A 17,379-nucleotide genomic window follows, 5' to 3' on the forward strand; every position below is an offset into this window, starting at 1 on the left:
ATATATGGGAGGTCAATATGGACATCGTATTCCGTCACATCGCTCGAGCCATCATCGTTGATGAGGGCAAGATTTTAATTGCTCGCATGAAGGGAGCACATGCATTTTTACCTGGCGGGGGTGTTGACCGTGGCGAAGGAGCACGAGAGGCGTTGCGCAGAGAACTGTATGAGGAGCTTGGCGCCAGCTTCACGATCGGCCGCTTCCTGGGCGTTGCCGAAACGCATCGGGTGGATGAGCATGGGGTGATGCAGCATGAAATCAGCCATCTTTTTGCAGCAAGTTCCGATCAGTTAAAATCTCATTTCAACCCCAAATCTCTTGAGAATCACCTCGAGTTTTATTGGATCGAGCTTACCACGGAAAGCATCAAACAACATGGCGTATTGCCGCCGGTTTTGCAAGAACATCTGGTGGATTTAACGACAAATAAGGGAGCCGCTTGGATAACAACATTCCGGGAGTGAATCCATATAATTAAACAATCCCTTTGACTTGAATCATTTTATAATCTACAATAGGAAAAAATTGAATACACGATAAATGCAAAGATGGAGAAAAGTAAATCAATACTCCTTAACAGGGAGGAAACGCCGGAGATTGAGAGCGTTTCTGGGGATAAGGTTGGTTGAAGTTCACTCCTGAGCAGTCCCTTGAAACCCGGATACGGGCAAGTAGAGGCGAACCGGATTTTTTCCGTTATGCAATTAAGCGAGAACATTCTCTATATGATCGAACCTATAGGAGAATGCTCTAATTAGGGTGGTACCACGGCTCCTCGTCCCTTTTCGGGATCAGGAGCTTTTTTGCATGTTATTTCATATGGCTCGGTAGCTCAGTCGGTAGAGCAAAGGACTGAAAATCCTTGTGTCGGCGGTTCGATTCCGTCCCGAGCCACTTTCCCCAATATCGTTTCTATCAACTTCGTCGCCGCTCCGGGCAGCGGAACATCCCTTAATTGAACAATGCCGAATTCGATCCTGGGCAAAGGCTCGCGAAGTTTAATTTCCACAAGCGAACCCTCCGCCAGTTCTTCTTGAATAAATTCCTTAACCAAACAAGATATGCCCAACCCGGCTTTAGCAAAATCAATGAGAACTTCCCGGCTCCCGATTTCGTAAACAGGCTGAATCGTTAGTTTGTGGGATTCGAAAAATTGATCCAACGACTTCCTTGTAGACATGTGTGAAGGAAACACAATGAGAGGATACCGAACAAGCTCCTCTAAGGAAACGTCCCGGTCGGCGAGATGCCGATACTTCTCCCCCGCTACAAAACAATCTTGGACAGTAAACACTTTGGTCGATTTCAGCAGTTTGTCGTCGCTCGGAAGCCTTACCAGACAAAAATCGAGTTTCCCTTCTTTCAGATTTTGCAAACAGCGCGAAGTTGATCCCGTCATTAACTTTAGGGTGATATCGGGATAGCGGTTATTAAAATATTTCAGGAATGGAAGAAGGACGTATCGGATGATCGAATTGCTCGCGCCGATTCTGACTTCGCCGATATTCAGGTTTGCGATTTCGCTCATTCGATTCTCTGCCGATGTAATAAGCTCATAAGCTTGTTCGATATAGGTGAATAATGTTTTCCCATCCACCGTGAGTGCCACGCCTCTTGGCGTTCGGTGAAACAAATTCAATTGCAGCGCTTCCTCCAGCTGCTTGATCGCTTGGCTCGCGCTAGGTTGGGTAATATGCAATTGCCGAGCCGCCTTGGAGATGCTGCCCGATATCGCGGCAAAATAAAAGACTCGGTACAGCTCCAAATTGATGATAGTTATACCCTCCCCGTATAGCTGTTATGGAATCTATTTATTTTAACAAATCATACTATGCGCGCTATGATGGTTACAAGATTGCTAACTGAGCAAAGGAGCGTAATTCATGACAAACGAAGCGGTCGTATTGGGCATTGACGGAGGGGGTTCCCATACCCGGGTGATGATCAGCGATCTGAACGGATCGGTCCTTTCTTATGTGGAAGGCGGCGCATCCTCCATCAATAAGGACAATGACGCCATAAAAAATGTTCGCCAAACGATACAGCAGGCGATTGCCGAATCCGGCTGCAGCCTGAGTCAAGTGAAAGGAATATGTGCCGGCATCGCAGGGTTCGATTCCGAGCAGGACCTAGAGTGGGTGGAAGCCTTAACGGATATTGAAGGTTTAGCTTGTCCGAAGTGGCACGTCAACGACGCCGTCATCGCCCATGCGGGTGCGTTCCTGGAACAGCCCGGCATTGTCGTTGTTTCAGGTACCGGTTCCATTATTTTTGCGATAACGGAAGACGGTACGCAGATTCGAAATTATGATTTTCATCATTATGCCGCAAGCGCGGCCAGGTTCCTTTCCTACGATGCGGTATACGAAGCGCTTGCAGGCAACCACGACTCGTCGGACGAGCCGCTCCTTCGCGAAATGGTTCGTTATTGGTCTGTCGGCAATTTGGAGCAATTGCGGCATCTCGCGGTTCGCGGCTTCATTGAAGACCATAAGGAACGCGACAAAATGTTCGGAAGAATGGCGCATTTGATTACGGCGGCGGCCTGTAACGGAAGCTCATTGGCACAGCTCGTTTGCGATAGGGCAATCCATCAAGTGATTGTAGGCGTCGAGCTTCTAGGTTCTTGTTTTCAAAAGGAACTTGTGGCCGTATCGGGGATTGGCAGCGTCATACAAAGTCCCTACATGAAGTCGGCTCTGGAGAGCAAATTAGCCGAAGGCAAAAATAAGAAGTATCAAGTCATGGTACCGGAACTTACGGCGGTAGCCGGGGCAGTCGTTATGGCACTGCATCGGCTTCAAATTGCCGTTCACCCCGGAATGATCCGGAATCTACAGCTTAGCCCTCATTCGACCTATTAAAGGGATGGGGCAATTGTAATCTCTCGTTCATCGTCCGTTCATATTGCTCTCCTACAATACGGGAGAATAAGGATGGGAGGGTGAATGAACCTATGTTTAAACCACTGCATGCCATAACCCGATTTGCCAGCAGCCCGAAAGGAGCGAAGATTACGCTCGTTTGTTGGCTGCTGCTTGTCGTCATACTGGCCGGCGTCGCGCCCGGGGCCAAACAATATAGCATCAGCGCCGGGGAAGGCGGCATCGGCGACGATAAACCGGCGGAAGTCGCCAAACAGCTGTTGGACGAGCGTTTTCCTTCCGAAGACGGCTTAACCGCGCTGCTCGTATTTCATGCCGATCAACCGATAACGCCGGAGCAGACGGCGAAGATCGCCAAGTTGTCCGAATGGCTCGTTTCTGCGGATAAGCCGCAGCATGTCGCGAACGCGCTGCCGTTTCATCAATTACCGCCTCCGGTGCAGGGGCAGCTGTTCTCGGAAGATCATACAACGCTGCTGCTGAGCGCCGCACTTGAGAAGGATATCGACTCAAGCGCTTCCTTCGATACGCTGAAGCAAATTCGCGAGCATTTCGATACCGCGGCCATCAGCGGAGTGACCTTGGATATTACGGGCCCTGCCGGCATTTCAGCAGATACGATTTCATTGTTCAAAAATGCGGACTTCGTACTGATGCTCGCTACTGTCGTCCTGATCCTGATCATTCTGATCGCCATTTACCGCTCGCCGCTGCTGGCGATTATTCCGCTTGCCATAGCCGCTTTCGTGTATGAAGCCGTCGACAAGCTGCTTGGGCTTGGCGCCAAGGCCGGCTGGTTAACAATTGACAAGCAGGCGCTTTCGATCATGATGATTTTGCTGTTTGCCGTGTTGACCGACTATTGCCTGTTTATTTTTTCCCGTTATCGGGAAGAGCTGAGGCATACGGAAAGCAAATACGAAGCGATGCAAAAAGCGATGCTGCACGTCGCCGAGCCGATCCTGTTCAGCGGCGGCACGGTGCTTATGGCGGTGCTGCTGCTGTTCCTGGCCGTGTTCAAGCCGTATCATTATTTTGCACCCGTATTTTCGGTGACGATGGTCGTCATCCTGATTGCCGGGTTAACGTTGATTCCGGCTTTGTTCGCCCTCGTCGGGCGCAAAGCGTTCTGGCCTTTCGTACCGAAACAGCAAGAGAAGACGGTTGCTGCGACCTCACCTAATCCTGCCGGCATGTGGGGAAAAATCGGTGCGTTCGTTACGCGCAAGCCGGGGGTTACGGCCGTTCTGCTGCTCATACCGCTTATCGCAGGCGCGGTCAATATCAGTACGATGAAATTTTCGTTTAACTTGCTCAAGTCTTTTCCCGAAAACATCTCTTCGCGCCAAGGCTTCGAAGTGTTGGAGCAAAAATTTCCGAAAGGACAGCTTGCTCCAATTACCGTTGTTCTGGATTTGAAAAACGAAGTGACGCCGGACGCAGAGCTGATGAAGAAGCTTGCCGCTCTGACGAATTCTTTCAAGAAGCTGTCCGATGTCGATTCGGTGAAGCCGGACGTAACGGCTGATGCCGACCCTGCCGTACTGGCAAAGTCCGGCGCACTATCCGACCAGAAAAACGCCATCAAGCTGCAATTGGTTCTCAAAGACAATCCGTACGATACGGCTGCACTCGATTTCATGCAGAAGCTGCGCGGCGACGCGAAGCAGATGCTTCAAGACAGCGGCTTTGATACGGCTAGCGCAACGCTGCATTATGCCGGTCAAACAGCGGAGCAATTGGATGTTCGCGGCATGAATGCTAAAGATACGGTCATATTATTCTCGTTAATCGCTTTGGCTATTACGGTAATGCTGGCATTCCAGACGCGTTCCGTCACGCTGCCGATTTATATGATCCTGACAATCTTGTTGTCCTATGCGGCGACGATCGGATTAGGTTGGTTTGTTTTCCACTCCATTCTGGGTTATGAGGGCATCAGTTACCGCATTCCGGTATACACCTTCGTGTTCCTGGTCGCATTAGGCGTTGACTACAACATCATGCTCGTATCCCGTATCCGGGAAGAAGCGTTGAACCACCCTTGGAGGACGGCGGTCAGCCGCGGCGTGGCGTTGACGGGCGGAGTCATATCGTCCGCGGGCCTCATTCTGGCGGCAACGTTCGGCGTGCTCATTACGCAACCGCTGCAGGAGTTGTTCCTGTTCGGCGTCATGATGGCGGCAGGCGTGCTGATCGACACGTTCCTCGTTCGCGGCATGCTGCTCCCTGCGATTCTTGTGCTGGTTCATAAAAGCGATCGCGAAGCGGTGCAGCATCAAGGGCATCGTAAAAGCAAAGCTGCTCAAGGTTAATTTCTAATATCCTTAACCGCATTTTGCAGCCACCTCAATATATAAAAAGAGCCGCACTCGCTAGCTAACCAGGGGACTGCCCCCGGTGCGTGAATGCGGCTCTATTTTACTATAGTGAGTGCGCCTGTACCCAAGCGCGTAGAAACTTGAACTTCCCGTCGAAATAACCGTCGTCCTGCCAAGCGCCCCAAACCGAACGAAAGCTGAGATGCAGGCCCATCAGCCAAATTTGGCGTATGGCAACGAACATCGGTATCGCCTCCAGATCAGCGGCATTCATCGGATGCTCCTCTGTGTATGCGGCAAGAAAGGCGTCCCAGCTCTCGTCCTTGAATTCCTCTTCTCGGGTTCGTCCTTCCATCCGGCACCACAGGAAAACAGCCAGATCATATGCACGCCACCCCGCCCCGCAGCAGTCAAAATCAAAATGGGTCAAATCATCGGCCGCCGTGTAAAATACATTCCACCCGTGCAAGTCGCCATGGCAAATTCCCCACTCGTGAACATCCTTCCCCATAGCAGCCAGTCGGGATTTCAAGCGCTCCGCCGTTTCTTGGAGGAAGGCCAAATCTTCCTCACGATGCTGAATCGCGGGAACGATATAGGAGACCGGTTCCTCAAGTAAATGTTGCGCGTCTAACGAAAAACGCTCATGCGCAGACGTAAAACGATCGGCAGCCCGGTGAAGAAGCGCAACCGACTTCCCATAAAGACGACTGGTGCTCGGATCCACCTTGCCGGCGCCTTCGGCAAACGTGAATAGAACGGCAAACCGCGTACCTTCCGGAGCTTGCAGCTTGGTCAGCCACTCCCCGTCGCGCCGCACAATCGGAGCCGATACAGGTATTTCCTGGTGTTGAAGATGCATCAACAAGTCCAGCTCAAACCGAATGGCCGACTCCGTGCGCCATCCGTGCTTATAGATGCGCAATATGTACGTCCCGCGGTCCGTGTCTACCGAATAAGTGTCGTTTAGGCCATTGCACACAAATTTACTGCGAAGAGGCGTACCGATGTCATACCACTCTGCAACGGCTTCAAAAAGCTTCTCTTGATGAAATACAGTATGTACCGCAACCAAATTATCCATTCTATGATTCAATTTCTCGTTCATCCTCTCTTTCGGATCGAACACTATCTTATGCCATCGCAACACAAAAAGGAATTGAGAAAATCATTATATCCGATATTTCTGACTGCCTCATTTCAATCGATTGCCGAAAAAAGCCTCCGAGCTGCCGCATATTGCGCAGACCGAAGGCTCTAATGCCCAATCATTTCAGTTGATTAATCGCATCGACTAGGGTCGGCTTAGGCACGAAGCCTGTTACCGTTCCTGCCAGCCGGCCGTTTTTGTAGAAAAACATCGCCGGCAAGCTCATGACGTTGAGTTCGGCGGAAACTTCCGTGTTCGTCTCGACATTCAGAGTAGCAATATGAACCTCGCCAGCAAACTCTTCGGAAAGCTCCTTCAGGATCGGCTCCAACAATTTGCAGTAGGAGCACCATGGTGCCCAGAACTCCACGATCACCAAGCCGTCTTGCTGAATCGTTTCTTGAAACGTCGCATCGGTTATTTCCTTCACCATAGCGATTCCTCCTCCCGTTACGTTACAGTTTCATTCTTTGCAGCCGCAACGCATTAAGGACAACCGATACGGAGCTTAGCGCCATCGCCGCGCCGGCCAGCCACGGAGCCAGAAATCCCAATGCGGCGATCGGAATGCCGATTACGTTGTAAGCGAGCGCCCAGAACAAATTTTGCTTGATGTTCGCCATCGTTTTTTTGCTCATGAAGATCGCATCAGGAATGCTGTTCAAATCTCCCCGCATAAGCGTAACGTCCGCCGCTTCCATCGCCACGTCGGTGCCCGTGCCGATCGCCATGCCGATATCCGCGGTCGCCAGCGCCGGAGCGTCGTTGATGCCGTCGCCGACCATGGCGACTTTTTTGCCGGCATCCTGCAGCTTTTTCACTTCGGCCGCTTTGCCTTCCGGCAGCACTTCCGCCAATACACGGTCGATGCCCGCTTGAGCCGCGATCGCTTTGGCCGTCCGTTCGTTGTCGCCGGTAATCATGATCACTTCGATGCCGAGCGCTTTTAGCCTGCCGACCGCTTCCTTCGACGTCTCTTTAATCGTATCGGCAACGGCAACCATGCCCGCATATTGGCCGTCAACCGCGACCAGCATCGCTGTTTTGCCCGATTCCTCCAGTGCATTCATCTCCGCAAACGCCGCTTCCGCCGCGACATTGTATTGCGCCATAAGCTTGCGTGTGCCGACGAGCAGCTCTTTCCCTTCCACGACGGAGCGAATGCCGAAGCCCGGTATCGCTTCAAACTGCTTTGCCACAGGCAGGTCAATGCCTTTTTCCTTGATGCCGGCAACAATCGCTTCCGCGAGCGGATGCTCCGAGTTACGTTCAGCTGCGCCGACCCATTGTAACAATTGGATTTCGTCCACGCCTGGTTGCGTAATCACATCGGTCAGTTCCGGTTTGCCTTTGGTCACCGTCCCGGTTTTATCCAGGATGATCGTATCGATCCGATGCGTCGCTTCCAAATGTTCGCCGCCTTTGAACAGTACACCGAGCTCCGCCGCACGGCCGGAACCGGCCATGATCGAGGTTGGCGTCGCAAGTCCCAATGCGCAAGGGCAGGCAATAACCAATACGGCAATCGCTTTTTCCAATGCATCGGCGAAGTCACCCGCATTCACGAAGAAAAACCAAACCAGAAAAGTAACAACCGCGATACCTACAACAATCGGTACGAAAATACCGGAAATTTGATCCGCCACCCGCTGAATCGGGGCTTTGGAGCCTTGCGCTTCTTCAACCACTTTAATAATTTGCGCGAGTGCCGTTTCTTTGCCGACCTTCGTCGCTTGAATGCGCAATACGCCGTTTTTGTTGATCGTCGAGCCGATCGCATGATCGCCTGCGCGTTTTTCAACCGGGATGCTTTCGCCTGTCAGCATCGACTCGTCAACAGATGATGTGCCTTCCAATACGATGCCGTCGACCGGAATTTTTTCGCCGGGCTTCACGATAATATGATCGCCGACAACGACTTGATCGATCGCAATACTCATTTCTTGACCGTCGCGGACGACAAGCGCGTTTTTCGCCTGAAGGCCCATCAACGTTTTGATCGCTTCGGACGAGCGGCCTTTGGCCAATGCTTCGAACAGCTTGCCGAGAAGAATCAGCGTGATCAATACGGCGCTTGTTTCGTAGTACATGTCAACTTGATGATGGCCGCCATGGCTGTTGAGCGATTCAAGCGTCAAGTAAAGGCTGTAGAAATACGCGGCCGAGGTGCCTAATGCAACGAGCACATCCATGTTCGCGCTGCCGTTGCGAAGCGCCTTGTAGGCGCCGACGTAAAACTGGCGGCCGATGATGAACTGTACGGGCGTTGCGAGTGCGAGCTGGAACCAAGGATTCATGAACAAGTCCGGCAGCCAGATGAACGAAGTGAAGGAAAAATGGCCGACCATCGCCCATAACAGCGGTAGCGACAGGATTGCCGAGATGAGCAGCTTCCGTTTTTGCTTCTTGATTTCTTTCGCACGGTGATCGCCGGCGTCTTTGTTTTCTTGTTTCGGCGCAGCCTTGTAGCCAAGCGATTCGACCTTCTTCACGATATCGCTGACACCAACATTGGCCGGATTATATTCCACATGAGCCGTCTCCAGCGCCAGATTCACCGTTGCTTTGGCGACGCCCGGCAGTTTGTTCAGACCTTTCTCGATCCGTGTCGCGCAGGCTGCGCATGTCATGCCGGTAATTTGAAAATCGGCGCTTTGCTTGACCGTATCGTAGCCGAGCGACTGGATTTTGCTTTCCATCTGCGCCAGGTCCACCTTCGAGCCGTCGAATGTAACGGTCGCTTGTTCCAGCGCGAAGTTCACCGTCGCATTTGCAACGCCCTCCAGCTTATTCAGCCCTTTCTCAATGCGGTTTGCGCAAGCCGCGCACGTCATGCCGGTAATTTGCAGCGTCGTTTGTTGTTGCTCCATCGCTTTGCTCATTGTTATCACCTCAGATACCCCCATGGGGTATATTTTTGCCCTTAAAAAATAACCTCGTCGGTTTGTGATTTCAATATACTATACCCCCTGTGGGTATGTCAAGAGTTAACTCATTATCTTTTTCCACGATTTATCTTGATCAAACGACTTATAAAACATGCCTATTCGACGAATATTGCGCCTCGTGGGCACATAGATCTTGCAGCCGCCGAATAAAATTGCGATAGACGAATAACGAAAAGGAGTGGTCGATGACGTGAGCAGCATGTCCACCCGTATATCAGGCACTTCAGGCACTTCAGGCACTTCAGGCACTTCAAGCGCGCCCGGTGCTCCAACCCCATCCGCGCCGAGCAGCAACATATCCGTTATTCGAAACGGACTTAGCAAAACAAAACACCCCAAGCATATTCTGATCGTAGGCGCCGGCATGTCGGGCCTGGTCGCGGCTTCTTTGCTTCAAGACGCCGGCCATCACGTTAAAATTATTGAGGGCAGCAATCGGGTGGGCGGGCGTGTGCTCACGTTGCGGTTTTCGGAAGGGGCCTATTTCGAGGCAGGCGCAATGCGCATTCCCGAAATGCATGATTTGGTTTTCGAATATATTCACAAATTCGGATTGCCGGTGAATCCGTTCATAAACAGCACGCCCGAAGATTTTATTTATGTGAATGGCATTCAAACGCGCGCGAAAATATATGAGCGCGACCCCGACATTCTCCAGTACCCGGTAGCTCCGTCCGAGCGGGGGAAAACAGCCGAGCAGTTGTTCAACATGGCGGTACAGCCGATCGTCGACTTCATTAACAAAGATCCGGCACGCAACTGGCCGATCGTCGAAAAGCAGCTGGATCGATACTCCGTGTATACGTTTTTGAAATTTTATCCGTACCGGCCTAAAACGACGTTTTCCGAAGGCGCGATCGAAATGATGTCCGTGCTTTTGTCTCTGGAAGGCATTATGGAGGAAGCGTTTTTGGATATTTTGCGGGACACGATGCTATTCAAGCCAGAGACCCGCTTCTATGAGATCACGGGCGGCAATGACCGTCTGCCCCAGGCGTTTCTTCCGCAATTGCAGCAACATATCTTATTCAACCGGCGAGTGACGAAAATTATTCAACACAACGACTGCGTCACGCTTAACTATATGGATCCCCATTCGTTCGAAACCTATGCGATGACCGGGGATCTTGCGATCATGACCATTCCGTTCACCGTCCTGCAGCAGGTTGAGGTTGAGCCTCGCGATTCGTTTTCTCACGGCAAATGGAGAGCGATCCGCGAGCTTCACTATATGAGGGCAACCAAAATCGGAATTAAGTTCCGAAGCCGATTTTGGGAAAAACAAGATCTAAACGGCGGCAAAACAATGACGGATCTGCCGATTCGATCCGCTTATTACCCGAGCCACGGTTTCGGAACTGCGGGACCGGCGGCGATGCTCGCCAGCTATTCTTGGGAGGACGACACGATGCCGTGGGACGGCTTATCGCAGGAACAGCGCATTTATTTTGCCTTGCGAAATTTGGCGACCATCCACGGCGATCAAGTGTATCGCGAATTCATAACCGGGGCTTCCTATAGCTGGACGCTGGATCCACTTGCATGCGGCGCAGTGACGTTCTTCAAGCCGGGACAGCAATCCGCGCTTTATCCCCACATCGCGACCCCGGAAGGAAAAGTCCACTTCGCCGGCGAGCATACGACGCTTACCCACGGCTGGATCCAAGGCGCGATCGAGTCCGGTATCCGCGTTGCCTTGGAAGTGAACGACTTGCCGAAATCGTAAGGATAAACGGCTGGCGCCGTCTTTATCGGCGCGTTCGTTTACCGGTGAAATTAAAATAACCCCACAAAGTGGGGCCTGGCTTCGAAGCCGATTCAGGTAATTTGCGTGGCTGTTTGAGATTGCCCACCAGGCTATCTCTGCGCCTGTCAGATCAAGGCAGTGCCAGCTTGCCCATGACCGTCGGGCGCGAGGCACCCGTAGCGGCGGGCACGTTATTGGGGATGCCATGCAAGAAATCATGACCCAGCAGCGCAAAAATGACCGCTTCCTTCGCATCGTCCGATACGCCCATAGCGCCCGCATTCGTAACGGTCAGCTCAGGGAGCAGCGACGAGAGCATCGCCAGAAGCGTACGGTTATGCGCGCCGCCGCCGCTTACGATAACCTCGTCGATGCGGCAGCGGGGCATAACCAGGTTGCGGCACGCATCCGCGATGGAATGGACCGTGAGCGCCGTCGCCGTGGCGACAATGTCGGCATCGGCCATCCCGCTTGCCGCTGCCCGCTCGAGAAAGGCCGCCGTATAAGAAGCGCCGAATAGCTCGCGTCCCGTCGACTTGGGCGGCGCCATCTTGAAGTAGGGGTGCGCGAGCAGCTCCGCCAGTACGCCCTCATCCGGCGTCCCCTGCGCCGCCCACTCCCCTCCGGCGTCGTAGCTCATCCGTCCGCCGGAGAGCCGGTGCACCGTCTGGTCGATGACCATATTGCCGGGACCCGTATCGAAGGCGAACACGTTCTCCGGGGCGGCTCCCGGCGGCAGCGCCGTGCAATTGCCGATGCCGCCGATATTTTGCAGCAGGCGGCCCTTGACCGGATCGCGGAACAGAATAAGATCGCCGTACGGGACGAGCGGCGCTCCTTGTCCGCCGGCAGCAAGATCGGCCGGGCGGAAATCGCCAACGCTCAGCTTGCCCGTCCGTTTGGCGAGCACGGACAAGTCGCCCAGCTGCAAAGTGGAGCGAGCAAGGAAGACGTCCTGCTCCGAAGCTTCCGGCATATGCCACACCGTCTGGCCGTGCGAGCTGATGAAATCGACATCGTCCATCGACAATCCCGCTTCGCGTACGGCTTCCGTCGCAGCAGCCGCGAATAGCTCCGCCAGGTATACGTTCATGCCGCAGATGCTAACGACATCCGATTGGGCGGGATCGCAAAGCAGCTTGATCCGTTCACGCAAAGCATCGTCATAGGGACGGGTATAATAATGCAGCAATTGGACGCGAGACTGCATTCCGCTGCCTTCGATCCGCACAACGGCGGCGTCTACGCCGTCGAGCGACGTTCCCGACATGAGGCCGACGGCAATCGCATAAGGCTTCTCTGTCATCCACCGGATCATGCTTCCGCCTCCGTTTCCTCGATACCGCAGCCTGCAGGCATCGTGTGAAGCGCCTGGAGTGCCAGCAATACCGCGCCGTACGAGGCGTCCCGCTTGCCTTCCTCGCATCGCAGACCCGGATAACGGCTCTTCATTTCCTTTAGGAAAGCCTCCCGGACATGCCTGCTCCGCAGCAGCACGCTGCCGGCCATTGCCAAGGCGCCCTCCTGCATCTCCAGCCGCTCAATAACGGCGGATGCCAGCTCCGCAAGCGCCGCGGCATGCTTCCCTGCAATGCGGAGCGCCAGCGCATCGCCCGCTTCGCAGGCTTCCGACAAGAGCGGTGCCAGCGCGGCGATCTCCTTCTTGTTCCTGCTCTTGTCGTAAACGAATCCGACAATGTCCTGCACGGTGGTCACGCCTAGCTGGCGATAGATAAACTCTGTAATCGCCGTCGGCGCTTCCCGGCCATCAGCAGCGCGGACGACGGCGGACAACAAATCGCGGCCGATGCTGTAGCCGCTGCCTTCGTCATCGATCAGATGGCCGAAGCCGCCCGAGCGATGAACTCTGCCGTCGGCGCTTCGCCCATAACAGATCGAGCCGGTGCCGGCGATCAGAATGATGCCGTACAAGCCTTCATGCGCGCCGCATAACGCCGTCTCGTGATCGCCGACCAGCACAAGGCCGCCGCGGAACCCGCTCTCTTCGAGCCCCGCCTTCAGCCGGCCGCTTACCGCGGGATTGCTGATGCCGGCCGCGCCGATGCAGATGATCTCGCATGCGTTCAGATCGCCGCAAACGTTTGCGATACCGTCGCATATTTCTTGCAGCGTCGCCCGCACGCTTGCCTCATCCTGACCGTTATAGTTAAGCGGACCTGCCGTGAAGACGTGTACGACTTTGCCGCTCCAATCCGCGATCGTCACCGCGGTTTTTGTTCCCCCGCCGTCGAGCCCCGCCACATATCGCATGAATGCATCACTCCGTAAGATGAAATAAGCCAGAATAGATAAGACTATTGAAATAAGACAATTAAGATCACAATAAGCACGCTTAGAGAGAATCGTCACGACTCTAGCCTACCCGATTGACGTATGCTGCCGCCTGCAACAACCCTGCCGTTACAAATGAAGCTGCCAACAGTCGGATGGCTGCTGGCAGCTTGATGCCTTAATACAAATGATACTGCCGTTTCGCCTCGGCAAACAAGAGGCTTTCCTCGGCGAATCGCTCCAGTATGGCGCGAACGTCCGCCGCTTCATCCCGGTAGACGCTGTCGCCGCACAGCAGGTCGATGAACGGCCTCCCGTTCTCGCGCACCGGCGGCAGAAACTCGAATTGCTCGAACAGCTTCTTCGCCGCGAACAACAAGTGTACGCCTAGCTCCACGGGCCGGACGGCGCGCTCGTCCAGAACGTGAACATAAACGCCGCCGCACAACTCTCCCTCGTGCTTGGACGCCGTAGGCTTAAAATAAGCCGGACGGAAAAACACACCGGGAAGACGTTTCCCGTTCATTTCACTTGCTAGGCGCTCCCCATTCACGAACGGCGCGCCGATCAGCTCGAACGGAGCCGTCGTTCCCCTGCCCTCCGACAGGTTCGTTCCCTCGAACAGGCAGGTTCCGGGGTACAGCAGCGCCGTATGAAATCTTGGAATGCCCATGGAAGGCGGAATCCAAGCGCGTCCCGTGTCCGGGAACAGCATGGAACGCTCCCATCCCTTGCAGCGGACGACATGAAGCTCCGCGTTCCAGCCCATCTCGCTGTTCGCCATCATCGCTACCTCGCCCGCGGTTAACCCGTACCTTACCGCTAGCGGGTAGTTGCCGACGAAGGAGCGAAAGCCGTCCTTCAAAATATTGCCCTCTACCGTCACCCCATCCAGCGGGTTCATCCGGTCAAGCACGACGAACGGCTTGCCGGCCTTCGCGCAGTCCTCCAACGCATATAGCATTGTATAAATAAACGTATAATAGCGGGTGCCTACATCTTGTATATCGTAGACGACAAGATCGACAGCGTCCAGCATTTCCGGCGTCAGCCGCTTGGAGTCCTTCCGGTACAGGCTGAACACCGGTGCGCCTGTCGCCGGATCGTTGTAAGTGTCCACCAGCGCCCCTGCCGGCTGATCGCCCCTCACTCCATGTTCCGGCGAGAACATGCCCGCCAGATGGAATTTTTCATGCAGCATATCGATCGTGGAACGGAAGTCGCTCGCCAGACCCGTAGGCGAAGTGATCAGTCCAATCCGTTTGCCGCGCAGCAGATGCGCGTATTCCGAGATGTTATCGATGCCGTTAAGTATCATGTCCGTCACCCGGCCTTACAGCTCGGACTGGCGCAGGTGCATCGTTTCCGGCGGAATCATGAACGTCTCCGCGTATTCCTTCCGCGCCTCCAAGCCTCGTACGCGAGCGAGCGACTTGTAATAGTCCATATAATTAAACGACTTGCTTCCCGTTACGAACCAATGGGTAGACAATGCCTTGATCCACAGATCGAACGCCTCTTGATCGAAGTCGACATATACGTAAGGCACGTAGTCGACCGCATCCTCCCAATTCTCCCCGTAATACAGCTTGGCTGCGAAGTGAGCGGGACGCTCGCGCTCCATCGCGCGCAAGCCGGCGAAGAATCTTGCGTCATTCACGATGCGATGCGTCGTCGCATGATCCTTGTGCATACTGTTGCGATGATGCGTGATGATAATGTTCGGCTTCACCTCGCGAATGACGTCGCATACGCGCAGCCGGATGTCTTGATCGTCCGGAATTTCGCCGTCCGGGATATCGAATACGCGGGCTTCGCCACCCAGCATGTTCGCGAACGTATGCGCCTCGCGGATTTTCTGCTCCTTGTATTCGTTCACGTCCTGCCCATCCGGCACGCCGCGTTCGCCCGCCGTCAGAGCCAGCGTCGCGATGCGGTCTCCCTTCAAGTAATGGCTGGCCAGCACGCCGCCGGCCACCAGCTCGACGTCGCCTACATGGGCTCCGATGCCCAGAATCGTAATCGGTTGTCGCTCACTCATCGCTGTATCTCCTTTCGCATGACGGCAAATTGCTTCACCGTGTGAAACCCGGCTTTCTCGTAAATGCGAAGCGCCGGATTCGTGCTTCCTGTATAGAGGGACATATAATCCGCACCGATGCTTTGAAACGCCTCGCATAAGCGAAAGAACAGAATCGTGCCCAAGCCATGGCCTTCATGATCCGGATGGACGCCGATACCCGCAAAATAACCTCTCCCGCTCTCCTCCCGGATGACGGGACCGGCGAAGCCGACGGCCTCGCCGTGCTGCGCCGCGATGACAACCGGCACGCCCTCGGCGGCGCATCGCGAAATCTCTTTCTGCCACAGCGGATTGCCAAGCGCATTCAGCATATCGCTTAGTCCGCCGTGCCTTGCCGTATCCAGCAGCTCCACGGCATAACCCGACAGAGCCGCATTTTCCTCTTTGAGCCGGATATCTTCCGGTAAGTCGAAGCCGCCGAGCGGCAAATACATCGCGTTTTCTACGGCGCGCTCGGCATATCCCTGCCGCAGCAGGAAGGCATGAAGCGCGCTTCCCAGCGGAACGCCCGGGGCATTGTTATGCTCATGCCGAGGCGTGTCCGGGATATACCAGGGCAGATGCATCGGATTGAAGAACAGTACCTCCGATTGCCGTTTGCCCTTCTCCTTGAACCTGCTCTCCAGAGCTTCCAGCATGGCGAAATAACGATCGTCCGACCTAAGATGTTCCGGGAGCACGATGCAGGTGATATAACCCGCAACGTCCCCGAGTGGGAGATCGTCTCCCGTGCAGCCGCAAGCGAACCCTTGCACGCTTCCATTCTCCAGCCATACGAACGTATTGACGCCGTCGAAATACGGATTGGACCGGAATACCGCGGCGAACCGCTCCTCCGTCATTTCCTTGTAGCCGTCCTTCACGGCCCACTCGTTCCAAAGCGCGATGGTGCCCGCCGTATAACGGTCGTCCCATTTTGCCAGCATGTGATGTCCTCCCATCCGTTACGGCAAGCCCCCCGGCAGTTTAACCAGGGTAGTATCCGGCAGCGCTATACAATCAGGAAGCCGCACATGACCTCGCATTGGTCACCGCCGGAATCGACTCGCCAAGATCCGATTCGCTTGACTCAGCCCTTGACAGCGCCTACCGTAACGCCTTCCAGGAAGTAGCGCTGCAAGCTGAAGAACAGAATGAACATCGGCAGGGCGGAAATCGTAGCCCCCGCCATCATCGGCGCAAAGTACGTCGTGTTGGCGAACCGGAACGTTTTCAAGCCGACTTGAATCGTTTGCATATCCGCCGTATTGGTGACCAAGAACGGCCAGAAGAACGTGTTCCACGATTCCATGAACGTCAAAATCGCCATGACCGCCATAACCGTTTTGGACAGCGGCATAATGATGCGGAACAAAATCTGGAACTGATTGCACCCTTCCACCTTGGCGCTCTCCATGATTTCCTTCGGAATGGAGCTCATGAACTGTTTTGCCAGGAATATGTTATACACCGTAACAAGCGATGGAGCGATCAGCGCTGTGTACGTGTTCTGGATTTCGAATACATTAACGATCAGAATGTACAGAGGCACCTGCGTCACCTGATAAGGAATCATCATGGCGCATAGCAGCACGGCGAACAGTACGTTGCGTCCTCTGAACTGGATTTTGGAAAATGCATATCCCGCCATCGTGGCGAACAGCACGTTCGAAATCATGACGCTTCCCGCGACAATGAGCGAGTTAAGCAGCCAGCGGTATGAATGCTCGCTGAATTCAAAGAAAAATTTGTACGACTCAAGCGAAAACTTGCTCGGCCAAAGCGAATAGCTGACCGCCCCCGCCTCCACGGGATCTCCAAACGACGACATGATCATGAAATAAATCGGAAACAAAGTCGCAAGCGCAAACAGCAGAAGGAGGACGACGATGATCGTGTTCCGTGTATATTTGGCTGCACGATTTCCTAAGTGGTTGTTAAATAAGGCCAAGATACATCTCTCCTTCTACT

General features: G+C 54.1%; 13 protein-coding genes, 1 tRNA gene, 1 pseudogene and 1 other annotated feature. Of the genes and pseudogenes, 5 read left to right on the top strand and 10 right to left on the bottom strand.

The window, feature by feature from the left end; all coding sequences use genetic code 11:
- Positions 1-17: 17 nt before the first annotated feature.
- Together AC0LWM_RS28725 and AC0LWM_RS28730 are read left to right on the top strand one after the other, a co-directional pair.
- Positions 18-467 (top strand): NUDIX domain-containing protein, encoded by a 450-nt coding sequence (locus tag AC0LWM_RS28725; protein ID WP_474678464.1) that lies wholly within the window; start codon positions 18-20, stop codon positions 465-467.
- Between the two features lie 72 nt (positions 468-539).
- Positions 540-789 (top strand) — a binding site (T-box leader).
- A 35-nt stretch (positions 790-824) separates the two neighbouring features.
- A tRNA-Phe gene (locus AC0LWM_RS28730) sits at positions 825-897 on the top strand.
- 19 nt (positions 898-916) lie between these two features.
- Here AC0LWM_RS28730 and AC0LWM_RS28735 read toward each other — a convergent pair.
- Positions 917-1,768: pseudogene (locus AC0LWM_RS28735) on the bottom strand (LysR family transcriptional regulator); the annotation flags it as partial.
- Between the two features lie 118 nt (positions 1,769-1,886).
- Between AC0LWM_RS28735 and AC0LWM_RS28740 the strand changes: the two are divergent.
- Together AC0LWM_RS28740 and AC0LWM_RS28745 are read left to right on the top strand one after the other, a co-directional pair.
- Positions 1,887-2,867: a BadF/BadG/BcrA/BcrD ATPase family protein gene (locus AC0LWM_RS28740; RefSeq protein WP_474678465.1), complete on the top strand. Its 981-nt coding sequence runs from the start codon at positions 1,887-1,889 to the stop codon at positions 2,865-2,867.
- Positions 2,868-2,959: 92 nt separating this feature from the next.
- Positions 2,960-5,203 (top strand): MMPL family transporter, encoded by a 2,244-nt coding sequence (locus AC0LWM_RS28745; protein ID WP_474678466.1) that lies wholly within the window; start codon positions 2,960-2,962, stop codon positions 5,201-5,203.
- Positions 5,204-5,312: 109 nt separating this feature from the next.
- Here AC0LWM_RS28745 and AC0LWM_RS28750 read toward each other — a convergent pair whose 3' ends face one another.
- From AC0LWM_RS28750 to AC0LWM_RS28760, 3 genes are all read right to left on the bottom strand, one after another.
- Positions 5,313-6,305: a phosphotransferase enzyme family protein gene (locus AC0LWM_RS28750; protein WP_474678467.1), complete on the bottom strand. Its 993-nt coding sequence runs from the start codon at positions 6,303-6,305 to the stop codon at positions 5,313-5,315.
- Positions 6,306-6,477: 172 nt separating this feature from the next.
- Positions 6,478-6,792, bottom strand: coding sequence for a thioredoxin family protein (locus tag AC0LWM_RS28755; protein WP_474678468.1), 315 nt, complete (start codon positions 6,790-6,792; stop codon positions 6,478-6,480).
- Positions 6,793-6,814: 22 nt separating this feature from the next.
- Positions 6,815-9,229, bottom strand: a complete 2,415-nt coding sequence (locus AC0LWM_RS28760; RefSeq protein WP_474678509.1) for a heavy metal translocating P-type ATPase — start codon at positions 9,227-9,229, stop codon at positions 6,815-6,817.
- 277 nt (positions 9,230-9,506) lie between these two features.
- Here AC0LWM_RS28760 and AC0LWM_RS28765 point away from each other — a divergent pair, with 277 nt between their 5' ends.
- Positions 9,507-11,033 carry a flavin monoamine oxidase family protein gene (locus AC0LWM_RS28765; protein ID WP_474678510.1) on the top strand — a complete coding sequence of 509 codons (1,527 nt, stop codon included), beginning with the start codon at positions 9,507-9,509 and terminating at the stop codon, positions 11,031-11,033.
- A gap of 151 nt (positions 11,034-11,184) precedes the next feature.
- Here AC0LWM_RS28765 and AC0LWM_RS28770 read toward each other — a convergent pair whose 3' ends face one another.
- The 6 genes from AC0LWM_RS28770 to AC0LWM_RS28795 form a co-directional block, all read right to left on the bottom strand.
- Positions 11,185-12,372 (bottom strand): anhydro-N-acetylmuramic acid kinase, encoded by a 1,188-nt coding sequence (locus AC0LWM_RS28770; RefSeq protein WP_474678469.1) that lies wholly within the window; start codon positions 12,370-12,372, stop codon positions 11,185-11,187.
- Positions 12,369-13,325 (bottom strand): N-acetylglucosamine kinase, encoded by a 957-nt coding sequence (locus tag AC0LWM_RS28775; protein ID WP_474678470.1) that lies wholly within the window; start codon positions 13,323-13,325, stop codon positions 12,369-12,371. The genes AC0LWM_RS28770 and AC0LWM_RS28775 overlap by 4 nt, the downstream gene beginning before the upstream one ends.
- A gap of 199 nt (positions 13,326-13,524) precedes the next feature.
- Complete coding sequence (locus AC0LWM_RS28780; protein WP_474678471.1) at positions 13,525-14,664, bottom strand: exo-beta-N-acetylmuramidase NamZ family protein; 1,140 nt, start codon at positions 14,662-14,664, stop codon at positions 13,525-13,527.
- Between the two features lie 15 nt (positions 14,665-14,679).
- Positions 14,680-15,387 (bottom strand): PIG-L deacetylase family protein, encoded by a 708-nt coding sequence (locus AC0LWM_RS28785; protein ID WP_474678472.1) that lies wholly within the window; start codon positions 15,385-15,387, stop codon positions 14,680-14,682.
- Positions 15,384-16,355, bottom strand: a complete 972-nt coding sequence (locus AC0LWM_RS28790) for a GNAT family N-acetyltransferase (RefSeq protein ID WP_474678473.1) — start codon at positions 16,353-16,355, stop codon at positions 15,384-15,386. The genes AC0LWM_RS28785 and AC0LWM_RS28790 overlap by 4 nt, the downstream gene beginning before the upstream one ends.
- Positions 16,356-16,498: 143 nt before the next feature.
- Complete coding sequence (locus AC0LWM_RS28795) at positions 16,499-17,359, bottom strand: carbohydrate ABC transporter permease (RefSeq protein WP_474678474.1); 861 nt, start codon at positions 17,357-17,359, stop codon at positions 16,499-16,501.
- Positions 17,360-17,379 lie beyond the last annotated feature (20 nt).

The organism is Paenibacillus sp. sgz302148 (assembly GCF_056120465.1).